17 protein-coding genes and 3 pseudogenes are annotated in these 20,577 nt (G+C 69.5%); 9 read left to right on the top strand and 11 right to left on the bottom strand.

All coding sequences use genetic code 11. The annotated features are described in order from the left end of the window. Positions 1-56 precede the first annotated feature (56 nt). The 3 genes from ACO0LU_RS17995 to ACO0LU_RS17985 all read left to right on the top strand — a co-directional run bounded on the left by ACO0LU_RS17995 (position 57) and on the right by ACO0LU_RS17985 (position 2,691). Positions 57-665 (top strand): TetR/AcrR family transcriptional regulator, encoded by a 609-nt coding sequence (locus ACO0LU_RS17995; protein WP_424792724.1) that lies wholly within the window; start codon positions 57-59, stop codon positions 663-665. 117 nt (positions 666-782) lie between these two features. Continuing rightward, the gene (locus ACO0LU_RS17990) at positions 783-1,007 is read left to right on the top strand and encodes a DUF664 domain-containing protein (RefSeq protein ID WP_424792743.1); all 225 of its coding nucleotides are present in this window, start codon (positions 783-785) and stop codon (positions 1,005-1,007) included. An 82-nt stretch (positions 1,008-1,089) separates the two neighbouring features. Further along, positions 1,090-2,691 carry a Na+/H+ antiporter NhaC family protein gene (locus tag ACO0LU_RS17985; RefSeq protein WP_424792723.1) on the top strand — a complete coding sequence of 534 codons (1,602 nt, stop codon included), beginning with the start codon at positions 1,090-1,092 and terminating at the stop codon, positions 2,689-2,691. An 85-nt stretch (positions 2,692-2,776) separates the two neighbouring features. Here the strand turns inward: ACO0LU_RS17985 and ACO0LU_RS17980 are convergent, their stop codons facing one another. From ACO0LU_RS17980 to ACO0LU_RS17970, 3 genes are read right to left on the bottom strand one after another with little or no spacing between them, the layout of a single operon-like run. After that, positions 2,777-3,193 carry a YccF domain-containing protein gene (locus ACO0LU_RS17980; RefSeq protein ID WP_424792722.1) on the bottom strand — a complete coding sequence of 139 codons (417 nt, stop codon included), beginning with the start codon at positions 3,191-3,193 and terminating at the stop codon, positions 2,777-2,779. Between the two features lie 40 nt (positions 3,194-3,233). Then, the gene (locus ACO0LU_RS17975; RefSeq protein WP_424792721.1) at positions 3,234-4,496 is read right to left on the bottom strand and encodes an MFS transporter; all 1,263 of its coding nucleotides are present in this window, start codon (positions 4,494-4,496) and stop codon (positions 3,234-3,236) included. Next, on the bottom strand, positions 4,493-5,602 hold the full coding sequence (locus ACO0LU_RS17970) for a flavin-containing monooxygenase (RefSeq protein ID WP_424792720.1): 1,110 nt from the start codon (positions 5,600-5,602) through the stop codon (positions 4,493-4,495). Before ACO0LU_RS17970 ends, ACO0LU_RS17975 begins: the two co-directional genes overlap by 4 nt. 74 nt (positions 5,603-5,676) lie before the next feature. Between ACO0LU_RS17970 and ACO0LU_RS17965 the strand changes: the two genes are divergently transcribed. The 6 genes from ACO0LU_RS17965 (at position 5,677) to ACO0LU_RS17940 (ending at position 11,148) form a co-directional block, all read left to right on the top strand. After that, positions 5,677-6,009 (top strand): ArsR/SmtB family transcription factor, encoded by a 333-nt coding sequence (locus ACO0LU_RS17965; protein WP_424792719.1) that lies wholly within the window; start codon positions 5,677-5,679, stop codon positions 6,007-6,009. Between the two features lie 117 nt (positions 6,010-6,126). Beyond that, on the top strand, positions 6,127-6,558 hold the full coding sequence (locus ACO0LU_RS17960) for a YciI family protein (RefSeq protein ID WP_424792718.1): 432 nt from the start codon (positions 6,127-6,129) through the stop codon (positions 6,556-6,558). An 18-nt stretch (positions 6,559-6,576) separates the two neighbouring features. Next, entirely contained in the window at positions 6,577-7,719 is a 1,143-nt protein-coding gene (locus ACO0LU_RS17955; RefSeq protein WP_424792717.1) for an RNA polymerase sigma factor, read from the top strand. A gap of 158 nt (positions 7,720-7,877) precedes the next feature. Next, positions 7,878-8,756 (top strand): CHAD domain-containing protein, encoded by an 879-nt coding sequence (locus tag ACO0LU_RS17950; protein ID WP_424792716.1) that lies wholly within the window; start codon positions 7,878-7,880, stop codon positions 8,754-8,756. Between the two features lie 121 nt (positions 8,757-8,877). After that, positions 8,878-9,498: a helix-turn-helix transcriptional regulator gene (locus ACO0LU_RS17945; RefSeq protein WP_424792715.1), complete on the top strand. Its 621-nt coding sequence runs from the start codon at positions 8,878-8,880 to the stop codon at positions 9,496-9,498. 249 nt (positions 9,499-9,747) lie between these two features. Continuing rightward, positions 9,748-11,148: an FAD-binding oxidoreductase gene (locus tag ACO0LU_RS17940; protein WP_424792714.1), complete on the top strand. Its 1,401-nt coding sequence runs from the start codon at positions 9,748-9,750 to the stop codon at positions 11,146-11,148. A gap of 74 nt (positions 11,149-11,222) precedes the next feature. Here ACO0LU_RS17940 and ACO0LU_RS17935 read toward each other — a convergent pair whose 3' ends face one another. From ACO0LU_RS17935 to ACO0LU_RS17900, 8 genes and pseudogenes are all read right to left on the bottom strand, one after another. Continuing rightward, positions 11,223-11,978, bottom strand: a complete 756-nt coding sequence (locus ACO0LU_RS17935; RefSeq protein ID WP_424792742.1) for a PD-(D/E)XK nuclease family protein — start codon at positions 11,976-11,978, stop codon at positions 11,223-11,225. A gap of 48 nt (positions 11,979-12,026) precedes the next feature. Continuing rightward, positions 12,027-14,456 (bottom strand): annotated as a pseudogene (locus ACO0LU_RS17930) (UvrD-helicase domain-containing protein); the annotation flags it as partial. A gap of 65 nt (positions 14,457-14,521) precedes the next feature. Beyond that, complete coding sequence (locus ACO0LU_RS17925; RefSeq protein WP_424792741.1) at positions 14,522-14,869, bottom strand: hypothetical protein; 348 nt, start codon at positions 14,867-14,869, stop codon at positions 14,522-14,524. A 73-nt stretch (positions 14,870-14,942) separates the two neighbouring features. Next, positions 14,943-16,298: pseudogene (locus ACO0LU_RS17920) on the bottom strand (PD-(D/E)XK nuclease family protein); the annotation flags it as partial. Positions 16,299-17,843: 1,545 nt separating this feature from the next. Continuing rightward, on the bottom strand, positions 17,844-18,296 hold the full coding sequence (locus ACO0LU_RS17915; protein WP_424792740.1) for an FCD domain-containing protein: 453 nt from the start codon (positions 18,294-18,296) through the stop codon (positions 17,844-17,846). A gap of 24 nt (positions 18,297-18,320) precedes the next feature. Further along, positions 18,321-18,566, bottom strand: a pseudogene (locus ACO0LU_RS17910) (GntR family transcriptional regulator); the annotation flags it as partial. A 75-nt stretch (positions 18,567-18,641) separates the two neighbouring features. Further along, the gene (locus tag ACO0LU_RS17905; RefSeq protein WP_424792713.1) at positions 18,642-19,583 is read right to left on the bottom strand and encodes an NAD(P)-dependent oxidoreductase; all 942 of its coding nucleotides are present in this window, start codon (positions 19,581-19,583) and stop codon (positions 18,642-18,644) included. Next, positions 19,580-20,560, bottom strand: coding sequence for a phosphotriesterase family protein (locus tag ACO0LU_RS17900; RefSeq protein ID WP_424792739.1), 981 nt, complete (start codon positions 20,558-20,560; stop codon positions 19,580-19,582). The genes ACO0LU_RS17905 and ACO0LU_RS17900 overlap by 4 nt, the downstream gene beginning before the upstream one ends. Between the last annotated feature and the right edge of the window lie 17 nt (positions 20,561-20,577).

Below are 20,577 nucleotides of genomic sequence, written 5' to 3'. Positions count from 1 at the left end.
AAGTTACTTGTGGTAAGTTACCATAGGTAAGTTGTCGGAGCGATCGAGGAGGGGCGATGACCGACCCCGCTGGGGCGAACCCGCGTCGTCGGCTCTCGAAGTCGGAGCGGCGCGCCCAACTGCTGGACGTGGCGCGTGAGTTCATCCGGGAGGCCGGCACCGATGAACTGACCCTCGGTCGCCTCGCCGAGCGGGCCGGGGTGACCAAGCCGTTGGTGTATGACCACTTCGGTGACCGGGCCGGGGTGCTCGCGGAGTTGTATCGGGAGTTCGAGGCCCGCCAGCGCCGGGTACTCGCGGCGGCGCTCGATGATGCCGAGCCCGAACTGGCGGCGGTGGCGGGCCTGGTGGCGGGCGCCTACATCGATTGCTGCCTGGCGGAGGGGCGCGAACTGGTCGACGTCGTCGCCGCCCTTGCCGGCTCGGCCCGCCTGAGTGAACTGCGCCAGGAGGCCGAGGAGGACTACCTCGCGATGTGCCGTGAGGCCCTGGAGCCGTTCACCGGTCCGTTGGACGCCGCGGTCCTGCGAAGCATCATCGGTGCCGGTGACTCCCTGGTCCGCGGCGCGCTCGAGGACAAGATCAGCCCGGCGCGCGCCCGCAGCGTCCTCACCCGGGTCATCCTCGCCGTCACCGACCACGAGCCGGCAACGACAGTCCGATGACCGCCGTCGATGAGCAGGGCCGCCCCGAACCGCCGATGAACACCGATTGAGACGGGCACGCTGGACGCCGACCCGGACTGGGACTGGCACTCCGCGGCCCGGGACAGCCCGTAGGAACTGCACAGGCTGTGGCGGGAGGCGGTTCAGCGGTCCCGGGACCTGGTCACCGAACTGATAGCCGACGACGGCGACCTCGCCCAGGTCGCGAAGCGTCCTTTTGTCGATGGTGGCGCCGTGAGCCTGCGGTGGGTCCTGGTGGTGCACATGGTGGAGGAGTACGCCCGCCACAGCGGCCATGCCGACCTGCTCCGCGAGGCCGTGGACGGACTCACCGGCGAGTAACGATCGGGACAGCCCCGGCCCATCCCCTCCCGCGTCCGCCCCTCGCGGTACTACTATCGCGCTCACCGGAAGGCGGACGATGATGACCGAGAACTATCCGATCCTGACGCTCATCCCCCCGTTGCTGGCCATCGGCCTGGCGATCGCCACCAGGAAGGTGCTGATCAGTTTGGGCCTGGGCGTGCTCGCCGCCGCGATCCTGATCGCCGAATTCGACCCGCTCGCCACGTTGCGCGAGGTCTGGGCGTCATTCGCGGTGATCTTCTGGGACGAGGGCGCGGTCAACACCTGGTACGTCTACATCCTCATCTTCCTGTTGCTGCTCGGGGCGATCGCCGCGTTCATCATGATGTCCGGCGGCACCCGCGCGCTGGCCGACTGGGCGATCACCCGGGTCACGAGCCGGCGCGGAGCCCAAGGGGTGCCGGCGGTGCTCGGGCTGATCATCTTCATCGACGACTACTTCAATGCCCTGGCGGTGGGCCAGGTCAGCCGCCCGGTGACGGACAAGCACCGGGTCTCCCGGGCCAAACTCGCCTACATCGTGGACTCCACCTCCGCGCCGGTGGCGGTTCTGGCGCCGTTCTCCAGTTGGGGCGCCTACATCATGGGCCTGATCGCCCCGCTGCTGGCCGCCTCCGCTCTGACCATGGGCAGCCTGGAGGCGTTCCTGCGCGCCGCGGTCGCGAACTACTACGCGATCGCCGCCGTCGTGCTGGTCTGGGTGATCGTTCTGCTCCGCCTGGACGTGGGGCCGATGCGCAAGGAGGAACGCCGCGCGCTGACCGAGGGGAAGGTCTACGCCGATGGCGCCACGATCCCCGGTGAACTGGCCGAGGACCTGCCGGTGCACTACCCCGGCGTGCGGCGGGCGCTGGTCGTTCCGTTCCTGGCCCTGGTCCTCGGAGTGCTCGCCGGGCTGACCCTCACCGGCTACCGGGCCGCCGGGACCTGGGACTGGGTGGCGATCCTGGCCGACACCGACGCCTCGGCCGCGCTGGTGCTCGGCGGACTCATCGGACTGGTCTTCGCGCTCTACTACTACTTCCGCAACACCTCGAAGAACCCGGACTTCTCCGCGGCCGAGTTCGGCCGCGGGTGGCTCGAGGGCGTGAAGTCGATGCTGCCGGCCATCGCGATCCTGCTCCTGGCGTGGACACTCGGTGACCTGATCGGGACGCTGGGCACCGGTGAGTATCTCGGCGACCTGGTCGAGCGAGCCAACATGCCCCCGGCTTGGCTGATCCCGGTGATGTTCGTCGTCGCCTCCCTGATCGCGTTCGCGACGGGCACGTCCTGGGGTTCGTTCGGCCTGCTGCTGCCGATCGCCGGGGCGATCATGACCTCCGTGGACCAGCCGGAGCTGTTGCTGCCGGCCTTCGGCGCGGTGCTGGCCGGGGCGGTGCTGGGCGATCACGTCTCCCCGATCTCGGACACCACGATCCTGTCCTCGACCGGGGCCGGCGCCAACGTCATCACCCACGTGGTGACCCAGGTGCCCTATGCGATCGCCGCAGGGGCCGCGGCCCTGGCCGGTTACGCGGTGCTGGCGTTGACCGGCAACGTCCTGGCCGGGCTCGCCGCCACGTTCGCGGCCATCGCCGCCTTCGTCCTCATCGGGCGCGCCCGCTCCACACCGCTGGACGAGCAGGTGAGCACCGATCGCACCATCGCCCGCGGGTGAGGGGCCCGGGCACCGCACGCCGCCGTGCACTGACTTCTGAGCACCGACGACGGCGACCGGCACCTGCCGGCAGTCCGCGACCCGGTCAGGGGTGCCCGGGCGCCCCGGCGAAGGGGTCCTCCGCGCGCGAGCGCACCGGGACGATCCGCTGACCCAGCGGCAAGAACGCCAACGGCACCATCTTCCAGCACGCGATCCCGAACGGGATGCCCACGATGGTCAGGCACAGCAGCAATCCGGCGATCAGGTGACCGATCGCCAGCTCCCAGCCCAGCAGCACGATCCAGAGGATGTTGCCGATCACGGCCAGGACCCCGAAATCGGCCCGGAACTCGGTGCGGCGCCCGAACGGCCACAGCACGTAACTCGCCAGCCGGAAGGAGGCGATGCCGAAGGGGATGGTGATGATCAGGATGCACGCGATCACCCCCGCGATCACGTACGCCAGCGCGAGCCACCAGCCGGCCAGGATGAACCACAGCACGTTCCCGAGCGTTCGCATGGCCTAACGGTAACGCCGCCACGGCACTCCCGCGGGAGCGTCAGCGGCTCGCGGTCGTGATGCCGACGCGCTGCCCCGGGCCGCGATCGAGCAGGGCGGCGACCAGGGCGCCGATCAGGCTGAGCACGCCCATCAGATAGAACGCCGCGGCGTAGGTTCCGAGCAGATCGGCCAGCACCGTCCCGGCCCAGGGGGCGAGCGCCACGGTCACCGTGATGGGCGCGGAGAGCACGCCCGTCAGCCGGCCGTAGTGGGCCGCGCCCCACCGGTCGCTGACAGCGGTGGCGTGAACGAGGGTGAACAGTCCTCTGGCCACCCCGGCACCGACGGCCGCAAGGATCAGCACCGGGGGCGAACGGAACACACCGAGTGCCGTGATGCTCAGCGCGACGGCGAGGAGGATCACCACCGTTCGTGCGCGCACGCCGACGCGGGCGGACAGCGCGGGATAGGCAAGGCGCCCGACCACCTGCCCGGCGCCGCCCAGACCCAGCGCCAGGGCAGCGGAACGAGCGTCCATCCCACGCTCGAGCAGCAACGGCACCAGGTTGATCAGGGCTGCGAACGCCGCGAACCCGGCAAGGGCCAGGGCGGTGACGACGGCGACGAAGCGCGGGCTACCCACGACGCGGCCGGGAGAGTCCGTCCCCGCAGCGCCGACACTGCCCCGGCCCGGCGGGGCATCCGGCGCCGGCCACGGGGCGCGCAGACCCCACCAGTGGGCCGGCACGGTCACCACCAGCAGGATCGCCGCCAGGGTGAGGTAGACGCCCCGCCAGGTCAGGTGGTCCTGCAGCGCGGCGGTCAATGGCGCGAAGACCGTGCTGGCCAGCCCGCCCGCCAAGGTCAGGACGGTCAGGGCGCGGACACGGTCCGGCCCGTACCAGCGGGCGATCGCGGTGAAGGCCGGGGGGTAAAGCACCCCGGCCATCGCGACTCCGGCGACCAACCAGCCGACGGTGAAGGCGATCTGGCTCGGGGCGAGCGCGATCAGCACCAGCGCGGTGGCGCCCAGCACCGAACCACCTGCCATGATCCGCCGCGGCCCGGCGACGTCCAGCCGGCGACCCACCGGGATGCCCACTCCGGCCGACACCAGGAGGCCGGCGGAGAAGGCGCCGGTGATCGCCGTCGTCGACCACCCCGCCCGGGCGGCGATATCGGGTGCGAGCACGGGGAAGGCGTAGTACAGCACCCCCCAACTGACGATCTGGGTGCCGCACAGCACACTCAGCACACGCCGTCGTCGGTGCGCCACCGCGGTGGACACCGCAGGGCCGGCACCGGAGCCTGCCGCCCTCACACCGCGGACATGCTCGGCCGCACCTGATGCGCCGCGGTCGCGCTCCAGGATCCACGGGTGTACGCGGCCAGCGGCGCCAGCACATGCTCGGCGTCGCGGTGCACCCCGCGCAGGGTGTTGGAGGAGAAGGAGCGCTGGAACTCCAGGCCCAGGTAGGCCAGCCCCAGGTGGGTCATGGACAACCCGCCCGCGTGCAGCGGGGCGCCGGTCTGGTCCAGCGCGCCCAGGGGCCGCAGGTACTCCAGCGCAGGGCGGTAGCCGGTGGCGAACAGCACCGCGTCCACCTGCTCACGGCTGCCGTCGGACCACTCGATGCCGTCCTCAGTGAACCGGGTGAACATCGGCCGCCGGTCCAGGAGCCCGGTGGCGAAGGCCTGCTGGTAACCGCCGGTGTCGATCACCAGGGTGCCGGTGACCAGTTGCGCCAACCAGTACGGCGGCAGCAGATCGAACCCGGTCTCGACCAGTGCGTGGTGCAGGTCCAGGCCGTTGATCCGCTGCTCCCAGAACTGCAAGGGCTGACGGGAGGCGAGGGTCACCGCGGCCGTGCGCGCCAACTCGACGGCGACCTGGACCGCAGAGTTACCGCCCCCGACCACGATCACCCGCTTCCCCCGGTACTCGCTGGGATCGCGATAGTCGGCCACATGCTTGATGGTGCCGGCGAAGGTCTCCGAGCCGGGCACCGCCGGCAGGTGCGGGTTGGCGAACGAGCCGGTGGCGGCGACCAGGGCGGGAGCGGTGAGGACATCCCCGCCCGTGGTGTGCACGGTGAAACCATCGCCGTCGGACTCGACCGCGCGCACCCTGGTGCTGGTGCGGATCTCCACGTCCAGGCTCTCGGCGTAGTTCTCCAGGTGGGTGACCACCTCATCGCGAGTGGGGTAGTGATCGCCATCGCCGGGGAAGGCGAAGCCGGGGAAGCCGCTGAACTGTGCCGGCGAGAACAGGGCGAGGCTGTTGTAGTAGTGGGGCCAGGAACCGACGGCTCGCTCCCCTGCCTCCAGTACGATCGGGCGAAGGTGGTGATCCCGTGCCGCACGCGCCGCGGCGAGGCCGGACTGCCCGCCGCCGATGATCAGGACTGTCTGCTGTGGTGTGCTCATGTGCCCAACATATCGCCATATTCCGAAACGTCAATACGTTCTCGGGTACAATCTCGAGCAGGAGGATTGAGCAGATGGCACAGGCAGCGGTTGCGACCGGCGCGGACGCCGAGGCGATGCCCGCGGAACTCCAGCCCGGCACGCACGACTTCCTCAAGGCGCTCGCCAGCCCCACCAGGCAGCGCATCATGTTGCTGTTCTTCGACGGCGCGGAGTTGTCCGTCGGCGAGGTTGCCGAGCGGGCCGGCGTGAGCCAATCCACGGCTTCGGAACACCTGGCCCTGATGCGCCGCGGCGGTGTGGTCACCTCCGTTCGTGAGGGGAAGATCATCCGTTACCGCGGTGACCGCGACGGGATCAGGGCCGCCCTGGCCGATCTGCAGGCCTACCTGGAAGTCTGCTGCTGACCTGCGCTCCACGTCCTGATGCTTCCGCGGAAGCACCCGATGTCGAATCCGGCAACCCGGTTCCGTCTATCAGGTGAGGGCGGCACAATGGCCGCCACCGACACACAAGGGACGACCATGGCCAAGTATCTGTTGCTCAAGCACTACCGGGGCGGACCGGAGCGCACCGAACCCGCGGTGCCGATGGAGGACTGGACCGAACAGGAGATCACCGACCACGTGGCGTTCATGGACCACGTGGCTCAAGTGCTCACCGAACGCGGGGAGTTCGTCGATTCCCAGGCGCTGTCCCCTCAGGGCACCTTCGTGCGCTTCGACGCCCAGGGCAAGGCCCCGGTGACCGATGGCCCGTTCGCGGAGACCAAGGACCTCATCGCCGGGTGGATGATCATCGACGTGGACTCCCAGGAGCGTGCCCACGAAGCGGCGGCGTTCCTGTCCTCCGCGCCCGGTCCGGGTGGCAGGCCGCTGCAGGAGTGGATCGAGGTGCGCCCGTTCCTGGCCCAGCAGGCCAGCGACGTGGAGACCTGGATGTCCGCGGCGCAGTAGCGCGACGGCAGTAGCGCGATGATCGACGACGACGGTGCACGCCTGCGCGAGTTGGGTCCCCAGGTGCTGGGGGTGCTGGTGCGCCGCGGCGCCGACTTCGCCTCCGCCGAGGACGCCGTCCAGGAAGCACTGCTCGAGGCGGTGCGACGGTGGCCGGCCGAGCCCCCGGACAACCCCCGGGCCTGGCTGGTCACCGTCGCCTGGCGCAAGTACACCGACGCCGTCCGCTCCGAGGCCGCCCGCGCCCGCCGGGAGGAACGTGAGTACGCCGCCCCCGCCCCGGGCCCGGCGCAGCAGGCCGATGACACATTGCTGCTGTTGTTCCTGGCCGCCCACCCGGCGCTCACCCCGGCCTCGGCGGTGGCGCTGACGTTGCGGGCGGTGGCGGGGTTGACCACCGCGCAGATCGCCCGGGCCTACCTGGTGCCGGAGGCCACGATGGCCCAGCGGATCAGCCGTGCCAAGGCCACCCTGCGGGGGAAGCGACTCAACGAGCCCGGTGACCTGGGCACCGTGTTGAAGGTGCTGTACCTGATCTTCAACGAAGGCTATGACGGCCAGGTGGACCTGGCTGCCGAGGCCATCCGTCTGACGCGACAGGCGGCCGCCGCGAGCGAGGAGCCGGAGGTCGCCGGCCTGCTGGCACTGATGCTGATCCACCACGCCCGCCGGGCTACCCGTCATACCGATAGCGGTGACCTCATCCCGTTGGCACAGCAGGACCGCTCAGCCTGGGACACCACCCTCATCGCCGAAGGCGTGCAGGTCCTGCAGCACGCCTTGGCCCGGGACCGGCTCGGCGAGTACCAGGCGCAGGCCGCGATCGCCGCGCTGCACGCCGACGCCCGATCGGCCGAGGAGACCGACTGGCCCCAGATCCTGCAGTGGTACGACGAACTCTCCGCGCTCACCGACAGCCCCGTCGTGGCGCTGAACCGGGCGGTCGCCGTCGGGCAGGTCGATGGCCCCTTGGCCGGGTTGCGCGCCGCCGAGGCTGTCCCGCCGGATGTGCCCCGCCATGCCGCCGTGCGCGCCTATCTGCACGAACGAGCCGGCAATACCGGCCAGGCCCGAGCCCTGTACGCCGAAGCCGCCGACGTTGCCACCAGCATCCCCGAACGCGACCACCTCACCCGCCAAGGCGCCCGTATGCAGCCGTAAGTGGGCCCTCGTCACCGGGCGCCGATCGGCCACGGTGCGATAATCAAGGCGGGGCACCAAATTCGGCACGAACGGCCACGGCGCCGGGCACCGGCAGGGAGGCAGTGCCGCCGGCGGTCCTGGACCGGTTCGGGAGCCGCGAATTGATGGAGGTCGCCGTGGGAGTCAAGGCTCAGCCGGTGGTCGATTCGTACCTGCGCGCCCAGGTGGAAACGATCACCGGCGGTCAGGAGGATCTGCGGGCCGACGCTGCCGACGCGGCGCACCAGGTGCGGGTGGCCACTCGCCGGGTGCGCACCACGCTACGGGTGTTCCACCGGCTGGTGCGGCGGGAACTGACCGAGCCGGTGCGGGGCGAACTGCGCTGGTTCGCCGGGGAGCTGGGGCCGGTGCGGGATGCCGAGGTGCTCCGGGAGCGGTTGCTCACCGCGCTGGCGGACCTGCCCGGTGAGCACCGCCACGGGCCGGTGGAGCAGCGGCTGCGGACCGAGTTGGACCGCGAGCACCAGGCGGCGCGGCAGAACCTGCTCGCCGCCATGGACTCCCCCCGGTGCAGCGCCATGCTGGCGCTGCTCGATGGACAGGTGCCCTGGCGCGGCCGAGCCCGGAAGAAGGCCAAGAAGGTGCTGCCGCCGCTGGTGGAGGCCTCGATCGTGCGGGTGGAACGAACGTGGGCCGGCGCGCTGGCGGCGGAGCAGGAAGCCGAGCGGGATGCGTTGTTCCACCGGACCCGCAAGAAGGCCAAGGCGGCCCGCTACGCCTGCGACGCGCTCGCCCCGGTGTTCGGGAAGCGCGCTACCCGCGCGGCCGCGGCATGGGAGGAGGTCACCGAAGCGCTCGGGGAGTTCCAGGACGCCCGCACCGCGACGGCCCGGCTGCTGCAGATCGCGCGCATCGCTGAGGAGCAGGGCGAACCGGCACTGACCTACGGGATCCTGATCGGTCGGATCTCCGAGCAGGGTGATCAGGCTCGGGCCCGCGGCCACCGGGCCCTGGAGCGCGCCACCCGGGCCGGGTCTCGGCGACTGGTCGGCTGAGTCGACCGACTATGCCGGCCACCTGCGGGCCAGTCGGGTCAACTTCACCGAAAGGGGTAGCGCGGCAGGGTCCGCAGGCGGATACTTTCCACCATCCGCCCGATCGCGCGAGGGATCGCCGATGACGTTCGAGATGCGTGATAGTGCCGCCGACAGCAACAGGTCGCTCAAGCGTGGCACCTGGTCCGAGGCACGCGCCCGGTTGGAGCAGGCGCTCACTCAGGCGGACACCACGGAGACGCGAGAGGAGTTGACTCCGGCCCGCATCGCACTCGAGGTGGAGCAGACGTGGGCGGCGGCCGCGCTGGTCGATCGCTTCGTCCGCACCGTGCCCCGGGCGAACGGTCCTCACCGGGCCGCGGCCCAGGAGTGGCAGGTCCGCATCGCGAGCCTGGCCGGCAGCGACCTCGAGTGGGCACGGAGGTGCCTGGAGGAGGCCGCCGATCTGTTCGAGTGCGGACGCATCCTCAGCAAGGCCGCCCGGGCCCGGTTGGAACCGACCGGGGTGCTGACCGGACTCGGCAGCGTTGACCCCGCACCCGGGAACAGTTCGGCGCTCACCGCTCGCCAGGCCGAAATCCTGCGCCTCGTCGCCGAGGGCCACGGGGACCGCCAGATCGCGGCAGGACTCGGACTGTCCGAGCACACCGTGCATCGCCACGTCGCCAACATCCTGACCCGCCTTGATGTTCCCACTCGCGCGGCAGCCACCGCCCTTGCCACCGCACGCGGCTGGATCTGACACCTACTCCCCTCCGGCGCCCCGCTGCACCGCCACGCGCGGCAGGATCTGACGCTCACCCCCTCGCCATGGCCCGTATCGGCCATGGCCCGGTCGCCAAGATGGCCGGAACGTGCGAAGCGAGGAGCGCTCGCAGCCGAATACCGTTCCAGCAGGCCGAGGCCGGGTCGGACCGTCCAGAACAGGGACGCGACGACCACCGCACGGCTCGGCGTCGACCAAGCCGTTCACGGGAGCAGGAGGTCCACCATGCAGCACGTGACCCACCCCCACGCCGTCACGGCGGAGGCGGTCGAGGAACTGCGGACTGCCCTCGACGGCACGGTAATCACACCGGGCGATACTGCCTATGAGCAGGCCCGCGCCGTCTGGAACGGCGTGATCGACCGCCGGCCAGGTGTGATCGCTCGCTGCAGCGGTGTTGCCGATGTTGTCACCGCCGTGGAGGTGGCTCGTCGTCATGCCATCGAGGTCGCGATCCGCGGTGGCGGTCACCAGGTAGCCGGCAGCGCCGTCTGCGAGGACGGGCTGGTCATCGACCTGTCGGAGATGAACGCCGTAGACGTCGATCCCGACGCTCGCACGGCCCGCGTCCAGGGCGGCGCCCTCTGGCGCGACGTGGACCGGGCGACGCAGCACTTCGGTTTGGCGACGACCGGTGGTGAGGTCTCCGCGACTGGAGTGGGCGGACTGACCCTTGGCGGTGGCATGGGCCTGCTGCAGCGCTCCTTCGGCCTGGCCTGTGACAATGTCCGCGCGATCGAGATCGTGACCGGCGACGGGGTGGTCCGCACGGCCGACGCCACCCAGCACCCCGAGTTGTTGTGGGCCGCCCGCGGGGGCGGGCGCGGGCTGGGTGTGGTCACCTCGTTCGAGTTCACCCTCCGCCCCCTCGGCCCCCAGGTCGCCGCCGCGTGGGTGCTGTTCGACCTCCCCGAGGCTGCATCGGTGGCCCGCCGGTGGCGCGAGGCTGCGCTGGCAGCGCCCGAGACCGTCACGCCCCAACTGCTGCTGTGGAGCGTGCCTGCTGACCCGAGCGTTCCCGAGGAGTTGCACGGCAGGCCGGTGGTGATGTCGCTGGGCCTGTTCGCCGGCGATCCCGCCGAGGCGACCCCGGTGCTCGACCCCCTGACGGACCTCGGCGAACCACTGGCCGACCTCGGTGGCGTCCTGCCCTACGTCGACATCCAGGCCTCCGTCGACCCCATGGCACCCGACGGCGACCGGTACTTCTTCAAGTCTCACTTCCTCGATGAGATCTCGGACGAGGCGATCGCCACGATGGTCGACTTATACGACCAGCGTCCCAGCGACCGGATCCTGGTCGCGATCCGCACCCTGGGCGGTGCGATCGACCGGGTCCCGGCCGATCAGAGTGCCTACCCGCACCGCGGACGGCGGTTCAACCTCAGCATCGACGCCGCGTGGTCCGACCCGGCCGACGACGAGCGCACGATCGGATGGGCGCGAGCGATGTGGACGGCGATGCGGCCCTACGCCACCGGAGGGGTCTACGTGAACTTCTCCGGGTTCGACGACGAGCCAGACGTCACCCTCCCCGAGACCCTCGGCAACCAGGCTCGGCTCGCCGAGATCCGCGCCGCCTACGACCCGGACGGCGTCTTCGCTACCGCCGCGCAGCGGCGCTGACCGGTCACCCAACTGTCAGTAGGACGACCGAGGGCACGGTGGGCATGCGCGCGCATTCCTCGCGGGCGCCCCACCTATTGAACAGCCACCTCCCGCGCTACCGCCCCCTCGGGGTGCAGGAACAGCAGCACGCAGCGCACGGTGCGGCCGGTGGCCTGGGACAGGCACGTGGCGTAGGCCTGCATCTGGGGTTGGTAGTAGGCGATGCGGGTGTCGATCGCGGCGGCGGGGACGGCGTCGGTCTTGTAGTCCACGATGACCAGGTCGCCGTTGTCGTCGTCGTAGATCAGGTCCACGTAGCCTTCCAGGATGGTGCCGTCCTCATGGGTGGTGCCTACGTAGGTCTCGCGCCAGTGCCGGCGCGCGGCCGCCTCACCCACCACCTCGGACTGCAGCGCTGACCGCACGAGGGCAGTGACCAGTTCCCGGTGGTCGGTCACTCCTTCGGCCACGCATTGGGCATCGACCGCCGCGTTCGGAACCTGCCCTGCGCCCAGGTCCACGCTTTGCAGCACCCCGTGCACGGCCCGCCCGATCGCGGAGCCGTACCGTCCCTTGGACCACGGCGGCAGCACCAGGTCCCGCTGGGCCTTGTGGGACCCGGGGTCGGCATCGGTCAGCACCACCGACGGTTCAGAGCCCTCCAACCCGGAGGCCACCATGGCCGCATCACGGTCCGCGCTGACCCGCGCCCGGTCCCGCAGCGCCACCCAGTCCTGCCATGGCGGCGCGGGCACGACGTCGGACTCTGGGCGGCCCAACGCCAGCGAGCGCGGAACGGACAGGTCCTCCAACCGCACCGCTTTCGACGCAGCGCCCGCGTCAGCCATGACCTTGGCCGCGGTCTGCGTCCTGGAGCCACCGTCACGGTGCAAGGACACCACCAGGTGGTCGCGGGCCCGCGTGGCCCCGACGTACAGTAACCGCATCCGCTCGGCGGCATCCATCTGCTCATCGACGGGCAGCGCTTCGGTGAAGTCGGAGGTTTGCAGGCGCGAACTGATCCGCACCGCATACCCGCCCTCGGGCGGCCAGAGCAGTTGCAAGCCCGGGCGGCGTTGGGGCTGCGACGTCATCCCGGACATGATGACCACCGGGTACTCCAAGCCCTTGGCGGCGTGGATAGTGGAGATGTGCACCGCGTCGACGTCGGTTTCGGGCAGCACCGATTCACTCACCCGGGAGGATTCATCGCCCTGGTGGGCCGCCCACGCCAGGTAGGCCCGCAGCCCCCCGCGGGTGACCTGCGACCAGGCCCGGGCCTGGTCCACCACGAACCGCAGCCGGCGCCATACATCCCGGCGGTCCTGGCCGGTGGCGGCCACCTCGAACATGCGGCGTTCGGTGACGATCGCCTCCAGCACCTGGCTCGGGGTGGACCATCGGACCTGCCGCGCCAGCGAACGCAGCGCATCCAACGCGGTGGCCACCGGGCCGGTGCGCACCTGCTCCGGCATCTGCTCATCGGGTTGCCGGCGCAGGGTGAACCGGCCACCGTGCCGGCGCCAGTCCCACAAGTCGTCATCCCCACAGCCGAACAGGGTCGAGCGCAACGCGGTGAGCAGGGACAACTCGTCGCTGAAGTCCGCGAGCGCCCGGGCACAGGCCATCAGAGCCCGGATCTCCGCGGCCTGGTACACCAGCGAACTGGCTTCGGCCCGGTAGGGCACCCCGGCGGAGGTCAGGGCGGCCTCCAGGTAGGACAGTGACGTGCGGGCCGGCACCAGAATGGCGATGTCGGCCGGGCGCACCGCCCGCCACTGATCGCCCTGCTGGACCTGCCACCCCTCGGTGAGCATGACGCCGATGGCTGCTGCGACGTCGTCGGCCTCCAGGATGCGCAACCGCTCGGCGGTCATCTTCCCTTCCGGTTGCGCGGTGCCGTCGTGACCTTGAGAGCCCAGCACGGTCACCGCCGGGCCGGCGGGTGGGGCGTAGGTGCGATGGGAGTCCAGGGGTTCATACGCGGGTTGGCGGCCCGGGTCGGGGGTGATCAGGTGGGAGAACACGTGGTTGACCCAGTCCAGGATCGGGTCGACGGTGCGGAAGTTCGTGGTCAGCGACACCGCGGTGCCCAGGTGTTCCTGGGCGCCCAAGTACATGTTGATGTCGGCGCGGCGGAACCGGTAGATCGACTGTTTGGCGTCCCCGACCACGAACAGCCGGCCCGGCGGCACGGGCACGTCCTGCCAGTCCGGGGCGTCGGCCTGCGGCCCGCCGGCGATGCGCACGGCCAGTTCGATCTGGATGGGGTCGGTGTCCTGGAACTCATCGAGCAGCAGCCGCTGGTAGGTGTGGTGCAGCGCGGTGCGTACTTCGGCGTTATGCCGCAGTAAGTCGCGGGTGAGCACGAGCAGGTCGTGGAACTCCAGACGGCCGTCGCGCCGGCGTTCCAGGGCGGCGGCGCGCACCCGCTGCGCCGTCCAGTAGGTCACCGCCCGCAGGGACCGGTCCAGCACGTGGCCGATCACCCGCTGGGCCTCCTCGGCGAGGGCGGTCCCGGCGGCGCGCACGTCGTTGATGTCGCAGGACCAGTTGCGGCTGTTGCCGGTGCGGGGACCGAACTTCAGGCCGGCGAGTTGCTGCAGCGCGCTCACCTGGGCGCCGTCGTCGCGGGCGGTGCGCAGGGCGTGGGTGGCGGAGGTGAGCACCGGGAACCGTTTGAACAAGTTGTCGTCGGGCTCGGTGCAATGCTGGGCGAGGTCGAGCACCTCGGTGGCTTGGCGGCGCACGCCGGAGATATCGGGCAGCACCGCCGGGGCCGGTGGGTGGGGCAGGATGCGGTCGGCGATGAGGTCCCAGTCATTACCCAGCGCCCGGGCCAGGGACGGGACGTGCCTGTCGATTTTCAGCCCGGCGGCCATGCCCAGCAGCAGCGCGGGCTCCATCGATTCATCGTCGAGGAGTTCGGTGAGGATCTGGGACCACCGGTCCTCAAACGCCACCGAGGAGCCCACCTCATCCATCACCTCCACCCGCGGCGGCAACCCGGCGGCCACGGCATGTTCGGTGAGGATCCGCTGGGCGAAGGAATGCAGGGTGCCCACGGCGGCGCGGTCCAGTTCGTCGAGCGCCTTGGAGGCGCGGTCGTGAAGGAGCCGGGTGTCGTCGTCGGACACCTCGGCGCGCCAGGCGCGTTGGAAGCGCGAGCGCAACCTGTCCCGTAGTTCCGCGCCGGCTTTCTCGGTGAAGGTGACGGCGGCGATGTGGGCCATCGGGACGCCGTCGTGCAGCACCAGGGTGGCGATGCGGTCCACCAGGGCGCGAGTTTTGCCCGAGCCGGCGCCGGCGTTGACGAACAGGGTGGCGGCGGTGTCGGCGGTGATCCGGTCCCGCACGCCCTGGTCCCGGAGCGCCAGGGCCTGGTCGGTGCTCATTCGTCCTCCAGTGCCTCGGGTTCCAGCAGTGCGACCAGGTGGGCAAGGTCCGGGTCGTGGCGTTGGCGTTCCCAGCGTTCGCGGGCGGTGGCGTGCCCGATGCCGTCGGGGTTGCAGTAGGGGCACTGCACCCACATGAAGTCCGGTGTCTGCGGCGGTCGTGGTGGGAACAGTCCGGCACTGATGGACTCGGTGAGCAGTTCCACGGTGGCGGCCAGCGCGTCGATCACCGGTGCGTCCACGTCGATGCCGACGTACCCGGGGTCCTTGCGCACGAACCAGTACTCCGCCCGCACCGGCGTCTCCGGCGCTCCGAACCGGTCCCGCGCGGCGAGCCCATACACGGGCAACTGCAACCGGGTGCCCCCCCGCGAGCGGGTTCTCCGGCTTGATCGCCTCGAAGGATTTCCGCGACCCGGTTTTGATGTCGGTGACGTACACGGTGCCGTCCTCGCCCAGGTCCACTTTGTCCGCGCTGCCGAGCAGCAGCACGTTGCCGGTGGGTACTTGCAGGGTGACCGGGTCGTGCCCGCCCAGCCCGAAGGGCATTTCGCTGGCGGCCACGCAGGCGTGGCGTTCGGCGCGGCGGGCGGCATCGGCGTCCAACATGGCGGCCAGGTCCACTTCGAGCTGGTCGCGTTCGCGGCGCCACAGGCGTGGGTGGCCGGTGAGCCCGTCGGCTTCCATGGCGGCGGCTTGGTCGTGCAGGATCTGGATCAGCCGGGTGCGGTGTTGGGTCGACCAGGGCTGGCCGTAACCGGGCAGGTCGTCAGCGAATTCGTGCACGAGCGCGTCGAAGCTGCGGTGCACCAGGTTGCCGATCTCCATCGGGGAGATGGTGATGAGGTCTTCGGGTTGTTCGATCGGGCGCACCCCGAGCACTCGGTCGACGAAGAACGCGTGCGGGCAGGACACGTACCGCTCCAGCGCGGTGGGTGAGATGGGGCGGTTGCCGTCGCGGTAGTCGGGCAGGTCGGTGCTGGTGGTGAGGTTGCCGTCGTAGCGGGTGAAGGTGGCACCGGCGCGGGCGCGCAGGGTGTCCTGGGCGGCGCGGACGACGGCGTCGCTGAGCTGCTCGGTGGCCGCGGCCCGGGTGCGCCATTCCTGGTCGCTGCCAAGGTGGGGCCCGCGCAGGAGTTCAGCGGAGAAGGAACTGGAGGTGGCCAGCGCCCCGCCCAGGTCTCCGACGGTGTCCCAGTCGGTGGCGGCCAGGGTGGTGTCCCCGGCGAGTTCGCGCAGGGTGCCCAGCAACCACCGGGAGGGCAGGCGGCGGGCGGAACTGCGCAGGTCCCCGCGCGGGAAGGAGGCCACGACGCGCGGTGCGGCGGCGAAGGCGGCCAGCAGGTGCCGGTAGGCGGTGCCGTGCCGGTCCCGCAGGGTGGTGAGGGGGCCGACGGCGGCGCGCACCGGGTCCGGCAGCAGCGAATCCCCGCTGGGCCGGCCGGGGTAGAGGTCCTCACTCAGCCCGAGCACGTACACCACATCGGCTTCCAGGCCGACGGCGTGGGACAGCGGGGCGACGAGCACACCGTCGCCGAAGCGGCCCAGGCGGGGGATAGCCTCGCTGAGGTCGGCGTCCAGGGCTTGGCGCAGGGCGGTCAGGGAAGCGGTGGAGTCGATGTCATCGAGGACGCTCAAGGCGCCCAGGGTGGTGCGGATCGCCGCGGCGGCGTACTGCTCCTGCGGTGGCAGCGTGGTCAGGTCCCCCGGTTCGCCGAAGCAGGTGGTGATCAGGTCCTGGCACCAGGTGGCCAGGTCCGCCCAGGTGCTCATCTGGGTGGCGCGGCCGAGTTCACCGGTGAGGTGGTGCACGAACTGTTGCAGGTCGGCGGCGGCTTCGGCCTGGGCGGTGGCGTAGCGCACCCCGCCCTCGTGGTCGGCCTCGCGGGCGCGGTCGGCGCGCAGGTGTTGTTGCTGGATATAGCGGTCCAGGCGGGTGCACCAGTCGGAGCCGGCGACCACCCCGGCTTCCCGGGAGATGCGTTCCCAGCGGGCCACCGGCACCCGGGCTCCGGTGACGGTGCGAAACGGTGCGTCGGCCAGGGTGCGGAACAACCCGGCCCGGGGCATGTCATCGGCGGCCAGGTCGAGCAGCCCGAGGACGGCGCGGGACAGCGCCCGGTCGATGATCGGGCGTGACCCGGTGCCGTTGATCCGCACCCCGGCGGCCCCCAGGTGGTCATGCAGCAGGGCGGCGTAGGAGTCCGCGGCGGTATAGAGCACGGCGACTCGGTGCGCCTCGGTGCGATTGAGGTCGGCCAGGACGCGGCGCACCACGGTGCGTACTTCGTCGTCGGAGTCGGAGGTGTTCAGGATCCCGGTGGCGGTGGGCACGCGCGTGTGTGGCCGCGGGGGCGGGTCGCTGCCGATGAGTTTGTGCGGCCCGACGTCGGCGCGTTCCACCCCGGTGCTACCGAGGAGCACGGTGACCTCGTTGCGGCCGGCGAGGACGCGCAGGAAGGACTGCTCGGCCACGGTGAGGTCTTGCGGGAGGTAGACGAGCACGGTGGCGGCGAGTGGTTGCTGCGGGACGTGTTCTGCAGCGGTGGTGAGGATGTCGGTGCGGTCATACCACTGCGGTGCCAGCGCGGTGACGACGTGGCGGTGCAACCGGACCAGGTCACCGCTGACCGTGCCCGCTGCGGCCACCTGGTCGAGTTCGGCCGCGGACAGGTCGCGCAGTTCGGTGTGCGCTTGCATCAGTGCCTGCACGGTGGCGGGGTGGTCAGCGGTCTCGGTGAAGATCCCGGGGTCGGTGCCCAGGGTGCGGCGCCATCCTGCGGCGAGCACTTGGCGCGTCAAGGGGCGGCGCGGGGCCAGGATCGGGGCAGCGAGTTGCTCGGCTAGGCGGGCGGCGACGGTGATGTCGATCCCGGCGATCCCCGGGCCGTGGGATGAGCCGGTGCGGGCCAGATGACGGCGGACCACCGTGCCGGCGACATTGCTCGGCGCGAGCACCAGGACCGGTGCCATCGGGTCCTCGGCCTTGGCTTGGCTGACGAGTTCGTGGAGCCGGTCCAACGCAGGACGCCCATAGGCCGTGGTGATGTGCTGCAGCATTGCCTACCCCCGCGCCGGATCTCAGTTCATTTCATTAGAACAGGAGGCTGTGACATCCGGCGGACTTTGGGAAGGGCGACCTCGTCGGCGACCGAGCAGTTGACTGACTGGATGCGCAAGACCACCATCCTCGACGTCGTTCCCACCGCTTGAGGTAGTTCGGCTGTCCGGACTTTCGTGCCGGTTTCAGGTTTGTCACGCAGGTGCTCGTAGAGCCGTCACGGGCCTAACCTCATCGGCGGTCACGCGCAGGGCCCTTCAGAGTCCGTGACCTTCGGGGTGTGCGTTGCTCCAGTCCCGGAGGAAAGCAAGGGGCTGCGAAGTTATGTGTTTCTCGAGTTCAGACTGCAGAAGAATCCGTGATCCGCTCCTAACCGCCTCGAGCAGGATCTCGTGCTCCTTCGCCACAGCGTTAAGGCTTTCGTGCATTGGGGTCAGCATATTGAAGAGCATTCGGACCCTGGGCATGACGAGCCTCCACAGCCGGATGGCCTGGGAGGATCCCGAGCATTCAGTCATCACCATCTCGTGGAAGGATTGGTCGGCTTCGTTCACGTCGCTCACGCTGCCTCGGTCGGCTGCCTCCCGGATCGCTTCGATGCGGCCTTCCAACTTGCCGAGTACCTGCAGGTCCTTATGTTTCTGGAGCCTCAGGAAGGCCACCTCCTCCAGAACCAGCCGCACCGGCAGGATGAACTCGAGTTCATCCAAGGACACCTGAGCTACCAGGTAGCCCTTGCGCGCTACTGATGCGACAATCCCTTCACTTTCTAAGGTGCGTAATGACTCCCGGACCGGACCAACGCTTACCCCGAAGTGCTGCATCAACTCCTCTTGCTTGAGCCGGTCCCCTGGCCGCAATCTGTCTGCGACGATGGCATTACGCAAAGCATCTGCAACGGCAGTGCTCGCTGGACCTCGTTGAAGGACGCCTGGACCCAGGCGTTCTTCTAGGACGCTACCGCCTTGTTCAACCTGCACCACGACATTCTCCCTTACTCGGAACGGTGCGCCGCCGCACCCTTCCAGGGAGGACACCACATACCGCGGGTTGCTCTAGTAGCCATCGTCAAGGGATACCTCTCCTACCAGGGGCTGACCGAGTCGATCCCGCTCGACGTTCTCTGCCGCACGTGAGATGAACAGCGGCGTGATCATCTCTAACGTATCTGCTGTGTGCGGGGTGATCAGGACATTGTCAAGGGTCCACAGCACATGGTCGCTGGGGAGGGGTTCCGGGTCGGTGACGTCCAACGCTGCACGGCGGATAGTGCCATCTTGCAGTGCGGCCACCAGCGCGTCGGTCTGCACTACGGCGCCCCGGCCAACATTGATGAGGTAACTACCGGGGCGAATTGAAGCAAACGCGTCAGGACCGATTAGGCCCCTTGTCTGGGGAGTCAGGGGGCAGGCCAGAACTACCAGGTTCGCGGCCGGCAGCAGCGACAGTAACTCATCAACCACACGCACCTGTTGCGGCTCCCCGGCGACCTCGACCGACCGGGTCCGTGTACCTACTAGTGTCGGCGACGCTCCAAAAGCTCGTAGTAGCCGGGCCACCTCGGAGCCGACGCCGCCCGCACCGACGATAAGTGCCTTCTTGCCCCGCAGCAGGTCCCCGCCCTGAACTCCCCACTTCCGCGCCCGAGCCCGCTCCGGAATCCCGCGGAGGGCTGACAGAGCGAGAGCGAGTGCGTGTTCGGCGACGGGCACCGCGAACGCACCACGACAGGTTGCGTATTGGACATCGCGACGTTCCAATGCACCGCCCTCTATGAAGTCGTCGATGCCGGCAGCGGGCAACTGGACCAACCGGACGCTCGCCGTCCTCGCGAGAATTTCACGCAGGTCTGCAACGCCGGCGTGCTCCGTCCAGACGATGACCTCAGGCTCCTCATTTAGGCCGACCAACTGCGCGCCGTGATCACTCAGAGTGGTCGCAAGTCCGGGAATGTCGACGGGCCCGAGCCAAGTCCTAACCATCGGCACGTAAGTCACTCCCCACCCAGCGCGCGTCGTGGATTGTGAACGATCAGGTCCTCGTAGACACTTTGCAGACCCAGGGCTTCCATTCTTTGCTGCAGTGCGGTGAGGATTACCGTGAATCCGCCCCCACCATTGCTTCGCAAGTGGGTTGTCTCGCATACGTCATGGGACAGCAGAATCTGCTCGCCAAATCCTTGCCGTATTAGGTTCTGGATGAATCCCACCCGGCGTTCGAAATGTGGACCGGCTGACATTCGGAACGTGTCGAACTGTACGTAGGCACCGCGGCGGGCGAGTTCAAGGTGATACTCAGGGATGTTCACCGAGTCGCAATGTCCGATGATCACCGCCTCCGGCGGAACGCCGAGTTCGCCGAGCAACTCGAGTTGAAGAAGGCCATTGGGCCAGCGGGCGGCATGGGTAGAGATCGGAAGGGAGGTTCGACGATGTGCCATTGCGGCGGCGCGTAGTGACCGTTCCTCGAGCGCCGAGATAAACCAACGTTCAGCGCCAACCTCACCGATGATGCCGGCCCGGACCTCGGTCCCGCTGAAGCCTTCTTCAATGTCACGGACCATATGGTCCGCGACTTGTGCCGGGTCGGCGGTCTCAACCGCGGTGCCAGCGAGGTAGGGATCGCGGTAGTGACCGGTGCCAAGGATGATTCTCACTCCGGTCCGAGTCGAAAGGTCCCGTAAAGCCTTGACGTTGCCGGCGCTTCGACTGAGAGGGGTGAGGTCTGGGATCGAGCGATCGAGGCTGCGCCAGTCCCCCGGGTCGGGCGCGGCCCCCACGGACAACTCGACAGGTGTCAGATCGAGGATCGTCCCACCGCCAAGTTTCGCAAATGCAATGAGTTCAGCCTCCGCCTCCTGCTCGTCGTTCAGCAAACCGGTGCCGCGGAACTCGCGCATGAGATTGACGTAGATGTGCTCGTGCATGAGGGTCGGGCCAAGTTCGGCGACGGACACGGGCCCGGTAGCTGACATGACATTCACGGTCGGAA

The organism is Pseudactinotalea sp. Z1748, assembly GCF_049725185.1.
Classification (GTDB): domain Bacteria; phylum Actinomycetota; class Actinomycetes; order Actinomycetales; family Beutenbergiaceae; genus CALKWS01.
The sequence above is the reverse complement of the archived record's forward strand: the minus strand, read 5'-3'. Positions and strand labels throughout refer to the sequence as shown.